This is a genomic window from uncultured Phascolarctobacterium sp., from assembly GCF_958349595.1.
Taxonomy (GTDB): Bacteria; Bacillota; Negativicutes; order Acidaminococcales; family Acidaminococcaceae; genus Phascolarctobacterium.
In genome coordinates, this window is record NZ_CATWDQ010000012.1 from 1 (window position 1) to 13,000 (window position 13,000).

At 46.3% G+C, this 13,000-nt stretch carries 16 protein-coding genes and 2 pseudogenes; 12 read left to right on the forward strand and 6 right to left on the reverse strand.

Annotated elements, in window-relative coordinates:
- From Q4G98_RS08940 to Q4G98_RS08955, 5 genes and pseudogenes are all read left to right on the forward strand, one after another.
- Positions 1-968, forward strand: a pseudogene (locus Q4G98_RS08940) (hypothetical protein); the annotation flags it as partial.
- Between the two features lie 12 nt (positions 969-980).
- On the forward strand, positions 981-1,493 hold the full coding sequence (locus Q4G98_RS08945) for a hypothetical protein (RefSeq protein ID WP_177561359.1): 513 nt from the start codon (positions 981-983) through the stop codon (positions 1,491-1,493).
- A 578-nt stretch (positions 1,494-2,071) separates the two neighbouring features.
- Complete coding sequence (locus Q4G98_RS12405) at positions 2,072-2,254, forward strand: hemagglutinin repeat-containing protein (RefSeq protein WP_366916991.1); 183 nt, start codon at positions 2,072-2,074, stop codon at positions 2,252-2,254.
- Positions 2,255-2,520: 266 nt separating this feature from the next.
- The gene (locus Q4G98_RS08950; protein ID WP_293662377.1) at positions 2,521-2,763 is read left to right on the forward strand and encodes a hemagglutinin repeat-containing protein; all 243 of its coding nucleotides are present in this window, start codon (positions 2,521-2,523) and stop codon (positions 2,761-2,763) included.
- Positions 2,764-2,871: 108 nt separating this feature from the next.
- Complete coding sequence (locus Q4G98_RS08955) at positions 2,872-3,324, forward strand: hypothetical protein (protein WP_177560579.1); 453 nt, start codon at positions 2,872-2,874, stop codon at positions 3,322-3,324.
- A 389-nt stretch (positions 3,325-3,713) separates the two neighbouring features.
- Here Q4G98_RS08955 and Q4G98_RS08960 read toward each other — a convergent pair whose 3' ends face one another.
- On the reverse strand, positions 3,714-4,958 hold the full coding sequence (locus Q4G98_RS08960) for a M20/M25/M40 family metallo-hydrolase (RefSeq protein ID WP_298564474.1): 1,245 nt from the start codon (positions 4,956-4,958) through the stop codon (positions 3,714-3,716).
- 227 nt (positions 4,959-5,185) lie between these two features.
- Between Q4G98_RS08960 and Q4G98_RS08965 the strand changes: the two genes are divergently transcribed.
- The 4 genes from Q4G98_RS08965 (at position 5,186) to Q4G98_RS08980 (ending at position 9,799) form a co-directional block, all read left to right on the forward strand.
- The gene (locus tag Q4G98_RS08965; protein ID WP_298564476.1) at positions 5,186-5,746 is read left to right on the forward strand and encodes a DUF2284 domain-containing protein; all 561 of its coding nucleotides are present in this window, start codon (positions 5,186-5,188) and stop codon (positions 5,744-5,746) included.
- A 167-nt stretch (positions 5,747-5,913) separates the two neighbouring features.
- A complete protein-coding gene (locus Q4G98_RS08970) occupies positions 5,914-6,963 on the forward strand; it encodes an extracellular solute-binding protein (RefSeq protein WP_298564477.1) in 1,050 nt (349 codons plus the stop codon).
- 80 nt (positions 6,964-7,043) lie between these two features.
- On the forward strand, positions 7,044-8,141 hold the full coding sequence (locus Q4G98_RS08975) for an ABC transporter ATP-binding protein (protein WP_301961932.1): 1,098 nt from the start codon (positions 7,044-7,046) through the stop codon (positions 8,139-8,141).
- Positions 8,141-9,799, forward strand: coding sequence for an iron ABC transporter permease (locus Q4G98_RS08980; RefSeq protein WP_301961933.1), 1,659 nt, complete (start codon positions 8,141-8,143; stop codon positions 9,797-9,799). Before Q4G98_RS08975 ends, Q4G98_RS08980 begins: the two co-directional genes overlap by 1 nt.
- 66 nt (positions 9,800-9,865) lie before the next feature.
- Here the strand turns inward: Q4G98_RS08980 and Q4G98_RS08985 are convergent, their stop codons facing one another.
- From Q4G98_RS08985 to Q4G98_RS09000, 4 genes are read right to left on the reverse strand one after another with little or no spacing between them, the layout of a single operon-like run.
- Complete coding sequence (locus Q4G98_RS08985; protein ID WP_298564483.1) at positions 9,866-10,261, reverse strand: hypothetical protein; 396 nt, start codon at positions 10,259-10,261, stop codon at positions 9,866-9,868.
- Positions 10,258-10,851 carry a sigma-70 family RNA polymerase sigma factor gene (locus Q4G98_RS08990; protein ID WP_293545799.1) on the reverse strand — a complete coding sequence of 198 codons (594 nt, stop codon included), beginning with the start codon at positions 10,849-10,851 and terminating at the stop codon, positions 10,258-10,260. The genes Q4G98_RS08985 and Q4G98_RS08990 overlap by 4 nt, the downstream gene beginning before the upstream one ends.
- Positions 10,852-10,863: 12 nt before the next feature.
- On the reverse strand, positions 10,864-11,088 hold the full coding sequence (locus tag Q4G98_RS08995) for a hypothetical protein (RefSeq protein WP_298564484.1): 225 nt from the start codon (positions 11,086-11,088) through the stop codon (positions 10,864-10,866).
- Position 11,089: 1 nt separating this feature from the next.
- Positions 11,090-11,380 carry a hypothetical protein gene (locus Q4G98_RS09000; protein WP_293545802.1) on the reverse strand — a complete coding sequence of 97 codons (291 nt, stop codon included), beginning with the start codon at positions 11,378-11,380 and terminating at the stop codon, positions 11,090-11,092.
- Between the two features lie 508 nt (positions 11,381-11,888).
- Here Q4G98_RS09000 and Q4G98_RS12410 point away from each other — a divergent pair.
- The 3 genes and pseudogenes from Q4G98_RS12410 to Q4G98_RS09015 all read left to right on the forward strand — a co-directional run.
- A pseudogene (locus tag Q4G98_RS12410) lies at positions 11,889-12,185 on the forward strand (N-acetylmuramoyl-L-alanine amidase); the annotation flags it as partial.
- Between the two features lie 42 nt (positions 12,186-12,227).
- Positions 12,228-12,398 carry a hypothetical protein gene (locus Q4G98_RS09010; RefSeq protein WP_301961935.1) on the forward strand — a complete coding sequence of 57 codons (171 nt, stop codon included), beginning with the start codon at positions 12,228-12,230 and terminating at the stop codon, positions 12,396-12,398.
- A 61-nt stretch (positions 12,399-12,459) separates the two neighbouring features.
- Positions 12,460-12,687, forward strand: a complete 228-nt coding sequence (locus Q4G98_RS09015) for a DUF1659 domain-containing protein (RefSeq protein ID WP_298564486.1) — start codon at positions 12,460-12,462, stop codon at positions 12,685-12,687.
- Positions 12,688-12,717: 30 nt separating this feature from the next.
- On the opposite strand, the gene Q4G98_RS09020 is transcribed toward Q4G98_RS09015, so the two are convergent.
- The gene (locus tag Q4G98_RS09020; RefSeq protein ID WP_298564487.1) at positions 12,718-12,888 is read right to left on the reverse strand and encodes a hypothetical protein; all 171 of its coding nucleotides are present in this window, start codon (positions 12,886-12,888) and stop codon (positions 12,718-12,720) included.
- Positions 12,889-13,000 lie beyond the last annotated feature (112 nt).

A 13,000-nucleotide genomic window follows, 5' to 3' on the forward strand; every position in this document is an offset into this window, starting at 1 on the left:
ATATCGAAGACCTGAACCGCGATACCAAAAATACGCTGAACCAGCTGGAACAGATATTTGACAAGCAAACAGTAGCCGAACGTAAAGAAATGGCAGCCTTGTTTGGTGAATTGGCGTATAATGTAGTACATAATATTGATGGTACGCCTGAACAAAAGGCAGCTTTACACGCTCTTGTAGGTGGTATTATGAGCGAACTTACAGGCAGCGGCTTCTTGGCGGGAGCCAGTGGTGCAGCAGTAAACAAACTGTTGAGCGATGAACTGAAAAAGATTGCCGGAGACGATCCGGCGCTGCATCAATGGTTAAGCGCAGCGTTAGGAGCGGTGGTGTCCGATGTTGTTGCAGGCAATGCACAGGCAGGTTCAAGTGCGGCGGCCAGTGGGACGAAGAATAATGATTTAATGTTAACACCAGAAGAATTATCAGAATTAGTATTTGACAATGATAGAGCAGAAGAATATTGTAAGCAGCAAGGTATCCCTGCAACGCAAGAAAATATTGATAATTTAAAAACAGGATTTACTAATTTTGTTGAAGAAAATAGTGAGTCTGATGCTGTTATTGCAACAGGTGGTTTTGGTGTGGAAGGTAGTTATATATATGATTTAAAAGCCCAAGAAAGTTATTTAGCAGCTGGAGGATCGGGAGGTAAAGGTGCTATAGGAGTCGCTTTATCATTAGTAGCAATAAAAATAGTTTCTTCTGATCCAAGTATTGATCTTAACGATGCCAAAGTGAGAAAAGAGATTTTATCTGGAACAAGTATTGGTGCTAATTTTTATGTAGGAGTCGGTGGGGGAATATCAATTCCGTTAAATTCCCAATATAGCGGGCGCATAACGATAATTGTTAAGGGTATAGGAACGCCACAAGTAGGAATTAGTGGTTCTAATGCTCAAGCTGGAAGTGATATTGCTAATGATAGACATAATGAAGCTTTGGATAATAAATATGGTTCAGATTGAGGAGGAAATAATATGTTTTTACAAAACTTACTTAGATTTTACAAAACACAGACTAAAGTTAACATTGTATCAATGGTGATTCTAGGTTTTGTTTTATTATCAAGTTGGTTTTGGACTGGTAGTACAGAAAAATCAGAACTAGAAGATGAAATAAGGTTGAATATTCCGGATATTATGGTTTATGATTCCAAAGAAGCTTTAAAAGAAACACTTATAGTAAGCGCTAGAACACCGAATACAGCAATGGCTTCTAAGATGTTTTTAATAAGTAAAGATGGGGAAGAGATAAAAAAATACTATACAGATAATTTGTTAAAATTAGGATGGAAATATAGTGGATATGAAGCTCAAATTGATTATAGAGATAACGAGCATGATGCAGATATATTCTTTTTTGATAAAGGAGAATACAGATTTTTGCTTTATTTTAGTCCACCTTTAGAAGTGAAAAAGGAAAGTAAATATTTTTATAAAAAACCACAATATACAATCCATTTTGCAAAAAAAAGAGTATTAGATAAATAAGAACTATTAAACAAAAAGTTACTATTTACTGACACCTGAATGCAGGCAACAACATCAGTAACGAAGTCACTTGGCAAAAAGGTTATAGATGATTGAGGTAACTTTGTAATAAGAAATTGATAGTATCTTCTTATTTGATTTTAGAGTTTAGATTATTTAATCAACAAAGGAAAATATCAGAAACTATAATTTATGCATCTATCTGAGTAAAAGCTAACCCGCCAATATGGCGGGTTAGCTTAAAATTTCTATTATTTTGTTACTATAATAGCTGGATCAGCAGGATTTATTTTTTGTGTAGTTGAGACATCAACAGATAAACTTTAGTCTCGAATAGAAAAATTCAAGAATGGTGGCGTTCCGCTTGATTGATAAATTGTTAGAGATATTATATTTTATTATGCTGTTAATATTTGCATTATTTATTGATTATAAATTTTTGCCAGTAGTTAGTAGCGAAAAAAAAGAAAAAAATTTTCTGTTGAGGAATCTAAAATTAGTAGAATTTATTGTTCTTCTTAGGATAATTTATTTAGTTGTAGTATTTATAACGGGATTCTTTTAATATTAGAATTGTAATAGGAAATGGTGTAAAAGTCTTAAACAATATCAGTGCCGGCTACTCCAAATACAATAGCAAAGTCAAAGAAAACGGCACAACGCATATAAACAGCACAGTTACTGCTAATGACAAGCTGACCATAGAAAGTGGTAAAGATACCAATATCATCGGCGTCAACGCCGGCAGCGACGGTAAGTAGGTGATTCTTTTTAATGTTAAAAGAAAAAGTAGTACTATATTTAATGATAGTATTTAATATTTTTTGTATTATTTATCCACAATATGTAAGAGGTAAATTTTCAGTAACTAATTGGGATGATAAAAATACTGATTATAATGATAAAAACAGGAAAAGAAGTATAAGAATAGTACATGGTATAATTTTGTTTGTTTTATTGTTAGTCAGTTATTATATGTTTTGGAAATAAATGATGTTAAAAAATATTTTAGCAGCTAGTAATTAAAATGGTAATAAGCAGTATGCTGAGCGGTGAAAAAGTGACCGGTAATGTGGGCGGCGATTTAAATATCAAAGGTCAGCAGGACAGCCAGAACTATGACGAAAAATATACTTCCGGCGGTTTAAACGTCAATATCAACTACACCTGTTGCGTAGTTGATATTGACGGAGCCAGCAGCGGCAAAACCAACTCCGAATACAACAGCGTCACCGACCAGAGCGGGATCTATGCAGGCGAAGGCGGTTGAGTTTAAAACCAAAGAGGTAAATAATGTTTATATTCGCTATTATGACAGCAAATAAAGGAATCAGTATTGGTAGTTATTTAGGAAAATAGAGGATAGGAGTAGAAGCGTATGTGGCTAAAGCTTGGTACAAGAGGAGATCCGCGAGTTATATATGTAATAATAATAGGGTTGATATTATTTGGATTACATCGAGGATATTATAGTCTTTATAATTTAAATAATGGACAGGAAAATCTAAAGGTAATTGGACAAGAAATAAAAAAAATAAACTATTTTGATTCGCATGTTAAATTACAGGCACGTACGTTGGATAAGCATATAGGTGGCGGAAGAGAAATAATAGATACATTGTATTATGATTTACCAGCAGATAGAAATGATATATATAATAAGTTTATGGAAAATGTTTACAAAAATAGTTGGAAAGAGGAGAATAATACTAATAGTTTTAAAAAAAATAACATAGTTATGTATGTTGTTTTTATGGAACCCAGCGAATATGAAGATATAAAACAGATGAAAGGGAAAGTTGCATGGAAAGTAAAAATGGAGATAAAATAAAAAATGAATGAACAAATATTAGTTATAGGAACTGTTGGTGTTTTAATTCTTACAATAATATTCACCAAAATAAATATTTTACACAAAAAATATTTCCAATTTATTTTTAATTTAATATTTTTTTCTTTTGTATATCTGTGCTTTCAATATAAGTATATGGATATCATGAGAAAGGGAATGATAATATATGGAGGTATTGGGCTATATTATTGGTTTAGAGAATGGAAAGAGAAAAAGAAATAATAAAAAGATATTTAATTTTGTAGATTTTTTTCAGTGATCGAAGGAAAGTATCAGCAAACGTAACAAGTGGTAAAGATACCAAAAATGCTCTGACGAATTTCGTCAGAGCATTTTGTTTGAGCAGGTATTGTTAAGTTAAGCACGCCTCACAGCTGCGGCGCTTCGGTGACACCGGTCAGTCCGGCCAGGGCCAACAGCAGCAGCAGTGATTTCTGCTCGCAGACGTGGACGCCGGCAGGATCGAACCATTCGTCCAGCGTATGCGTGCCGTATTCAGTGCCGCCGCGTCCCAGCGTTACAGCCGGGATACCGCTTGCGATCGGCATATTACTGTTGGTGCAGCCGCCTAAACGGGACTGGGGCGTAATGCCGCAGGCTAAAGTTGCCAGCTTGGCCGCCTGCACCATCCGGCAGTTTTCCGGCTGGCTGCCGGCCGGCACGTCCATGATCTTGGTAAACGCTACCTGTACAACGCCCGGCTTGCCCCAGCGGGCATTTTCGGCATCGGCGCCCAGCTGAAAGGCCGCCAGTGCCTGCTGCTCCATTTGCGCCAGCACCTCGGCGCTGTCCGAGCGCATATTGATCTTAAAATTGGCGCTTTGGGCGATACCGTGGATCGCCTGCCCACCGCTGGCCAGGCTCACAGTAAAGGTAGTTTTAGGCACCTCCGGCACCTGCATATCGCTTAAAGCGGCAATAGCCCGCCCCATAGCCTGTACGGCGCTGGGTGTGCCAAAGGCCAGGTAGGCGTGGCCGCCGGGGCCGCTATAGGTAACGTCGTAATTTATCATACCCGTCGCGTTAAAATACATCACGTCATTACTGGGCCCGTCGATAGAAATTGCCGCCAGGATTTCCGCACCTTTGGCAGCGACAAGATGCTTCATGCCGCTCATAGCGCCCAAACCTTCTTCGGCCACAGTGCCGGCTACCATGATATCGTGATAAGGCTTCAGGCCGCAGCCTGCCAAAGCGCGGATAACAGACAGATTGGCCGCCAAAGCCCTGGTATCGTCGCAAATACCCGGCGCATACAGCCGGCCGTCCTTTTCAATGACCTCATGCACCGAGCCGAAGCCGAAAACCGTATCCAAATGGCCTTCCAGCAGGATACACTTGCCGGTGTTGCCGCTGCCGTAGATTTTGCCGTACACGTTGAATTTATCGTCGATGACCACATCCTGCAGTCCTGCCTCACGCAGCAGCCTGGCATAGTGCCTGCTGCGCTCCTCCTCGTGGAAGGTCGGTGCTTCGATCAGCACCAGCTCCTTTTGCTGCGCAATGGTCTGAGGTGCATCCTGCTCCAAAAAGTCCAAAGCCTGCCGGACCTGCCTGTCAGTTGTCAGTTTTTGAAAAATAAGTTTCAGATCCTGATCGAACCCTGTTGTCATAAAAAAGCCCCCTCAATGATTTTGATTAAATTATAACAAAGAAACTTTAGCCGGCAAATGCTTTTTTAAAATTACGGTCAAATTCGGGGCCAAAAAACTTTTGCGGCGGGTAAAAGTGTAATAATTGAACGTTGTGCTTTTAATGCAGCCGCTGCATATCCGCTTTCAGGCGATAGTGGTATAATAAAAGCATAAATGCGTAAAGCTGCCAGAAAGAAGGGGATTTTGTGACTTTAGAAAAAGATTTACATAAGCTGATCGATAAAGCCCTGGCTTTAAGCGCTTCCGGCGCTAAGACAGTCGAGGTGGGCAAAATCAAAACCGGGGCCTGGACCCGCTGGAAATGCCAGTTCGGCTGTCCCAATTATGGCAAGACCCTGTGCTGCCCGCCATTTGTACCCCGCTACGAAGAAACGCAAAAATTTTTGCGTGAATTTGCCCAAGGCATCATCGTCCAATATACGTTCAGTCTGGAAAACGTTGACAGCACGGACTTTGCCGCCGCCGACCTGTCGATGAGCAACGGGCTGCTGGATATTTTGCTGACGCTGGAACGGGAAGCCTTTTTGCAGAACCACTACAAGGCTTTTGCCTTAAAAGCCGGACGCTGCCGGTTGTGTGACCAGTGCAATTTAACAAAGTGCGTCCATCCCACCAAAGCCCGGCCGTCGCTTGAAGCCTGCGGCATCGACGTGATGGCTTTGGCCAACGATAACGGCTACAGTGCGGAAATTTTGCAGGGCCCGGTACAGGAGCTGAAGATCTATGGTTTGCTGCTGGTTGAATAAAGCCTGCGGCTAAGCGGAAAAACTGCTGGCCGATATGGCTGTGGCGACCACGCCGCTGACCTTGTGCGCTTGACCCTCTTTTGTAAAAGGTTTATAATCAAATTAGTAAGAAAAGTTCGAAAATTAAGAACAAAATTGCAGTAAGAGACAGGAATGGAGGGTTTTTTATGAAAAAGTCAACTAAACTCATTTCAGCAGTTTTGGCATCGCTGATGCTGCTGGCCGCAGGCTGCGGCAGCGACAAGCCGGCCGAAAAGAAAGCCGGCGGCCCGGAAGAAAAGGTGCTGACGGTTTATTCTGCCCGCAGCGAGCAGCTGAATAACGCAGTCATCCCTCAGTTTGAAAAAGATACCGGCATCAAAGTCAATCTGGTCGTAGCCGGTACCGGCGAAGTCCTCAAACGCGCTAAATCCGAAAAAGACAACCCGCTGGGCGATATTCTGTGGGCGGCTGACGAAACCATGCTGTCCTCGTCCAAAGACCTGTTTACGGAATATACTTCCACCGAAAACGATAAAATGATGGACGGCTTCAAAAATAAAGCCGGCGTCTTTACCCCGGCCTTTGCCGATCCTACGGTGATGATCGTCAACACCGAACTGGCCAGCGGCATGAAGATCGAAGGCTTTGAAGATTTGCTGAACCCGGCCTTAAAAGGCAAGATCGCTTTCGGTGACCCTGTCAACTCCAGCTCGGCCTTCCAAAGCCTGATGGCTATGCTGTACGGTATGGGCAAAAACGGCGACCCCATGTCCCCGGAAGCCTGGAATTATGTCGATAAATTCATCGCCAATCTGGGCGGCAAAATGTGCAACAGCTCCAGTCAGGTCTATAAAGGCGTCGCCGGCGGCGAATATGTAGTCGGCCTTACCTGGGAAGACCCGGCAGCCAACCTGGTCAAAAACGGCGCTAAAGTACAGGTCGTATTCCCGGTAGAAGGGGCTATTTTCCCCGGCGAATCCGTACAGATTTTGAAGAACTGCAAGCATCCTGAAAACGCTAAAAAGTTTGTCGATTATATGCTGTCTGAAAAGATCCAGAACGCGGTCGGTATGAACCTTACCGTGCGTCCGCTGCGCAAAGGCGCGACCCTGGCTGCTTACATGACTCCTAATGATAAGATCAAATTAGCTCCTAATTATGATGAAAAATGGGTTTCCGAAAATAAAGCCAAGATCACCAAAATGTTCAGCGAGCATATGGAAAAATCCATGTAATTGATTTTCACTACAGCAAACAGGCAAGGGGACTCGCAGGAGTCCCTTTTGTCTTATCAAAATAAAAAGGCGGTTATTTTATGAGTGTAGCGATCAACATCGACAATGTCATCAAACGCTTCGGCAAGGATACGATTATCAACGGCCTGTCAGTAGATGTGCGCCCCGGCGAGTTTTTTACGCTGCTGGGCCCCTCCGGCTGCGGCAAAACGACTTTGCTGCGCATGATCATCGGCTTCAACTCTATCGAAGGCGGCACGATCAAAATAGATGACCAGATCATCAATGATATCCCGACCCACCTGCGCAATATGGGCATGGTCTTTCAAAACTATGCCATTTTTCCGCATATGTCCGTCAAGGATAACGTCGCCTTTGGCCTGAAAAACCGTAAGGTGCCCAAAGCGCAAATGGAGGCGCAGGTAGAGGAGATACTGGAAACCGTCAAGATCGGCCACCTGAAAGACAGGATGCCGACGCAGCTTTCCGGCGGGCAGCAGCAGCGTGTGGCTTTGGCCCGCGCTATAGTTATCCACCCGCAGGTGCTGCTGATGGACGAACCGCTCTCCAATCTCGACGCCAAGCTCAGAGTCGAGATGCGCAACGCTATCAAGCTCATTCAGCAGCAAATCGGTATCACCACAGTCTATGTCACCCACGACCAGGAAGAAGCGCTGGCCGTTTCCGACCGCATCGCCATTATGAACAACGGCATCATCCAGCAGATCGGCACGCCGAAAGAGATCTATCAGCGGCCTAACTGCGTCTTTGTCGCTACTTTTATTGGTCTGTCCAATATTTTGGAAGCGGAGCTCAAAACTGACGCCGCTGCTAAAATCCTTGATTTTGGCGGTTATCAGGTGCCGATGACTAATTTGGCGCCGGCAGCCGCTGACGGCAGTAAAGTAAAAGTCTCAGTACGCCCGGAAGAATTCGAGATCTGCCCTGACGGTACGGCAGGACTTGCTGCCGTAGTCGAGCACAGCGTATTTTTAGGCGTCACTACGCATTATTTTATGCGTCTGGAAAACGGACAGGAAATAGAAGTGATCCAGAACTCCGGCGTGGAAGACACCATACCCAACCAGACTACGGTACGCCTGCTGGTGCAGGCCGCCAAGATCAATGTTTTTACGGAGGACGGGAACACGACCCTGATAGTTAGGGGGGATCGCTGATGCCTGCTGCCAGAAAATTCAATCTGTGGCTGGGGATAGCCTTGGTTATTCTGTGTTTCTTTGTGGTTTTTGTCGTCTATCCGCTGATCCTGATCCTGTATAAAAGCGTTATCGACGCCGAATCGTCGCGGCTGACGCTGGACTATTTTACCAAATTCTTTGCCCGTAAATATTATTGGAGCACCCTGGTCAACAGCTTTTATGTCACCGTCTGCTCCACGCTCATTGCCTCCGTTATTGGCCTGCCCATGGCTTATGTGCTGCGCAGCGTCAAGATACCGGGCAGTAAATACCTCAACATACTCATAGTTATTTCCTATTTGTCGCCGCCGTTTATCGGCGCTTACGCCTGGATCCAGCTTTTAGGGCGCAACGGCTTCATCACGCAGATCGCCAACTCGGTCTTTGGCGTCAAGCTGGGCGGCATCTACGGCTTTGCCGGCATCGTGCTGGTTTTTGCCCTGCAATCCTTTCCGCTCATTTATATGTATGTGTCAGGAGCCCTCAAAAATCTGGATAATTCGTTGAATGAAGCGGCCGAAAGCCTGGGGCTGACCGCCTTTCAGCGTGTACGCCAGATCATTCTGCCGCTGGTGATGCCTTCGCTTTTAGCAGGCTCGCTGCTGGTCTTTATGCGGGTCTTTTCCGATTTCGGCACACCGATGCTGATCGGCGAAGGCTTTAAAACCTTCCCGGTCTTGATCTACACCCAGTTTATGGGTGAAGTCAGTACCGACGATCACTTTGCCGCTTCGCTGTGCGTCATCGTCATCGTCATCACCCTGCTGCTCTTTTTCCTCCAGCGTTATATCGCCGGGCACTATTCCTATTCCATGACGGCGCTGAAGCCCATGGAAGCAGTGAAAGCCAAAGGCAGCAAAAAATTCTTCTCCTATCTTTTTGTCTATGGCATCACCTTTTTAGCCATGCTGCCGCAGCTTACAGTCATCTTCACCTCGTTTTTAGAGGTCAGCGGCGGCGCAGTCTACACCGGCAGTTTTTCGCTGCAGAACTATATGAATACCCTGTTTGCCAAAGACAACAACTCTATCACCAATACCTATCTTTTTGGTATCTGTGCTATTTTCATCGTTGTTTTTATGGGTATTTTCATTTCCTATCTTACAGTGCGCAAGCGTTCCTATGTTACGGAAGTGCTGGATACGGTCACCATGTTCCCGTATATCATTCCCGGTTCGGTTCTGGGTATCTCGTTTTTGTATGCCTTCAACAAGCAGCCGCTTATTTTAAGCGGCACGGCGCTCATCATCATTATTTCCCTGGCTATACGGCGTATGCCCTATACCATCCGTTCCAGTACGGCCATCATCACCCAGATCAGTCCCAGTATCGAAGAAGCTGCTATCAGTCTGGGTGCGACCGAATTCAAATCCTTCTGGAAGGTGACGGTGCCCATGATGCTGCCCGGTGTTCTGGCCGGCGCTATCATGAGCTGGATCACCCTGATCAGCGAGCTCAGCTCCTCGATCATCCTGTATACCAGTAAAACCAGCACGCTGACAGTCGCCATCTATACCGAAGTCATTCGCAGCAATTTCGGCAATGCGGCGGCTTATTCTACCGTGCTCACCTTAACATCCATCATTTCGCTGCTGATCTTCTTCAAACTTACCCATAACAAAGACATCAGCGTGTAAACACACAACAAAAAAACAGTGGATATAAAAAACTAGGCTGGATCTTCTTCCAGCCTAGTTTTTTCTTTAAAAGTCAGTTTTTAGTTCGCTCACCGTATATTTTTGCTGCAAATGGTTGATGATCTGTCTGATGCGCTGCTTACTGTTTTCGATGTCGCAGTCCGGGCAGCGGGTAGAAGCCTTAGCCGCTTCGGGGTCAGTCAGCCGGGCCTGCATTTTGTGCCGGGCCCGTACTTCCGCCAGCGCCACGTCCATATCATACAGCCGTGGAAAATGGGTGCCGGCCGCTAAAAACTTCACGCACTCCATAAACAGGCCGGCGTCCGTAGCCTTATACCGCTCCAGCCATACCTGCTGCAACCGCTGACGGCTGGCAGCTGAATCGCAGGGCAGATACAGCCCGGCGGCCCGCCAGCGTTCCATCGCCTCGGTGATATGCCGGTAGCCGGTAAGCTCCGTCATATCGTTATCCCCAAAAGCAGCCGCAGCTTTTTGATCGCCCTGCTGCGGTGCAAACTCACTGTACGTGTATCCAGATGCAGCTCGCGTCCGATCATCTGCAGCGACTTGCCTGCCAGCAGTCCGGTGATCACGTTGGCCTGCTGCCGCGGCAGCAGCGGCAGACACTCCCGTACCAGCCACAAACGCAGCCTGCTCAGCTCGGATAACTGGAATTCACGGTAGGTTTGTACGTCCTGCTTCAGTGCGGCTTCCTGATTGCTGCCGCCCTCCATTGTTTCTACAGACTGCTGCCGCCTGATCGCGGTATGCAGCTCCGTACGCATTTTATTGGCGACAAAGGCCGCGATCCGGTGAATATCGTCGCCTTCCTGCCAATCCTGTACAGCCTTCAAGATCCCCAGGTTAGCTATCTGCAGGGCGTCTTCGCCCAGCCTGTCAGTGCAGACGCTCTGACGCGCCAGCTTTACGGCCAGCCCTTCAAAGCACTGCAAAAATTTCAGCAGCGCCGCTTCGCTGCCACACTTGGCGTCTTTCAATAAAGCTTCAAAATCAGGGATATCGTGTTGGCGTTTTGCAGATCTTTTTATCAAAACAACAGCTCCTTAGTCTGTATAAGCAATAGTGGTAGTCGATCCCAAAAGCGCACAGGCAAACTCGCGCGCCGTCAGCCCGTCCAGGCAGCAGCTGCACACCATGCCTGCGCAGGTCTCAAAATATTCTTCACCTGTGCAGATCGTTTCACCGCACAGGCAGCAGTCATATACCGCCCCGCAGTCCTTTTCCGGCGGCCGCAGCCAGTCAGCTTCCGCCCTGGCCAGGCTGCCCATGCTAAATAAGTCCCTCCTTCTTTAAACGGCGTTTCAAAGCCTTGCGCATCAGCTCGCTGCAGTTTATGCCTGCCGCCAGCGCTTCGCGGCGCAGCTTGTAGGGCAGGGTAACGTGCAGGCTCACCAGGTCGGCATCGTCAGCCGGCAGGTTCACTGTGCGTACTTTGGGCTGGCCTGATGCTGCGTGGCAGTTCTGTCCGGTCAATAACGGGCAGTGCGTCAGCAGATAAAACAAACGGCTTTTCAAAGTCTCCTCGTTTACTGTTTGAGAAATTGGTTTGATTTTTGTCATATTGCTGTCCCTTTCGCGAGTAAAATTGGCCTGTCCTTATCTTCTTCTTAGTACGTTAGCACTACTATAAAACATAACTTAACAATCTTTACTGGTTTTATTCAGGCTAACGCAGGAGATAATTGCTAACCCCAAACGCTGACCTACGCCAGAACGCTAACGTAAGAGCCAAAAGAAAATTTAATAAAAGAAAAGGTAGACCCTCTCACTATATATAGGGCTGCGAAAGGGGCAAAAAACATACAAAGCTAAAAAAATATTTTTCCAAAAAATCTGAACGCAAAAAAATAAAACGGCTAGAGCAAGCTCTGCTGCGGCTGACGAAGCTTTTGTAAAAAAATAAATAAAAATTTGCGCGGCCTTGTATGTTTTTTAGGGGTCTGCCTGCCCTATATATAGTGAGAGGGTAATGCGGCAGACCGCCGGCTGCCCCTCAAAAACATACAGGGAGGAATACAAAATGCTCGTATCATCACCACAAAAAGTATCACTCACACAAGTCGCCGTTATGGCGCAGGCAGCCAGGGGCCGCATCGCGCAGATCTATCTGCACTGGACGGCAGGCCGCTATGGACAGGTCTACGATGATTATCATCTGAACATCGACGCCGACGGCACAGTTTACTGCACCTGCGACAGCCTGACCGAACAGAAAAGCCACACCTGGAAACGCAACAGCGGCAGCATCGGCATCGCACTGTGCTGCGGGCTGGGCGCACTGGCTAACCACGGCCACGACGCGGATCTGGGCGTTTTTGCCCCCACCGAAGCGCAAACCGACAAACTGGCGCAGGTACTGGCCTTCCTTGCCAAAGGACTGGATATCTTCCTGCTGCCGTCTACTGTCATGACTCATTGCGAAGCCGCGCTCATTGATGGCTACGGCCCTTACAGCACCGATCCCCAGACCCGCTGGGACCTGTGGTATATCCGCGATTCACCCGGTGACGGCGTCATGCGCCACGGCGGACTGGTACTGCGGGGCAAAGCCCTGTGGTATTACAGCCGGCTGAACTGAAAGCAGGCCAGATGCCACAACAAAATAAGTAACCAATACAATAAACAGAGGAGCGAAAATCATGCCAACAACTAAAACAGCAACATCCTACAAATTATCCTTAGCAGTCGAAAACGGTGTCAACGCGCTGGGAGCGGCGCAGGTCAAGTCTGTATCTGTCGGCAGCGTCAAGCTGGATGCAGAAGACGACAAGTGCCTTGCCGTCGCCAATGCTTTGAACGAACTGATGAGCCATGAAGTAGTCAACGTCTACGTGACGGAAAAGGCCGAGCTGGCCAGCGCAGAATGAATTTAAGATTCATTCTGCGGCTGTTAAAGCTTATTGGCCGCGTTTTTCAAAAAACGCGGTAAACATTAAATTAAGGTTTTCTTTTTCTTTGCAGCTTTCTTCCAGAAGCAAGCTGCGCAAAGAAGCTTGCGCACTGTGGCGAGTCCTGTTTAGCTTTGTTCGCTGTCCGGCTTCCGGGCAACTTATTTTTTCAAGGTTCACAGAAATACTTTCCTATTCGGTCAGTATTTCTGCGGGCTTTCGGCAGTCCTGTTCTATGCGCTGCATATAACAGTGCCTCAATGCCTAGACCACAATGTGCGCTCAAAACCAC